This window comes from Vibrio sp. 1562 (assembly GCF_033340155.1).
GTDB classification, from domain to species: domain Bacteria; phylum Pseudomonadota; class Gammaproteobacteria; order Enterobacterales; family Vibrionaceae; genus Vibrio; species Vibrio alginolyticus.
Map to the genome: position 1 here is coordinate 1 of NZ_JAWOVY010000833.1, position 505 is coordinate 505.

Annotated in this window: 1 protein-coding gene; it reads left to right on the plus strand. The window is 48.1% G+C overall.

Annotated features, from left to right (window positions below):
- The coding region (locus R7Z49_RS27935; protein ID WP_318112908.1) for an aminotransferase class III-fold pyridoxal phosphate-dependent enzyme at nt 1-505 on the plus strand (505 nt) is incomplete at both ends.

The window sequence follows — 505 nt, forward strand, 5'->3', positions numbered from 1 at the left end:
AGAATTTCTCAAAGGCGTTCGTAGGCTTTGTGATAAATATGACTTGTTATTGATTGCAGATGAAATCGCAACAGGGTTTGGACGCACTGGCAAATTGTTTGCCTGCGAACATGCGGATATTCAACCAGACATTCTGTGCGTCGGCAAAGCACTCACTGGCGGCTACATGACCCTTTCAGCGACGCTGGCGAGTAAACATGTCGCTGACACGGTTTGTGGTGGTGACGCAGGTTGTTTCATGCACGGACCAACCTTTATGGGTAATCCCCTCGCCTGCGCTGTAGCAACGGCGAGTTTAGAATTGATCGAACAAGGTGACTGGCAGCAGCAAACCCAGCAAATCGAAATGCTGTTTTCTGAATTACTGCCAAAACTTGAAGAATACGACTTGGTGAAAAACACCCGTTGGTTGGGTGCCATTGGCGTCGTAGAAACGCATCGCCCAGTGAATATGGAAACCATCCAAGCACTGTTTGTTGAGCACGGTGTTTGGATTCGTCCATTT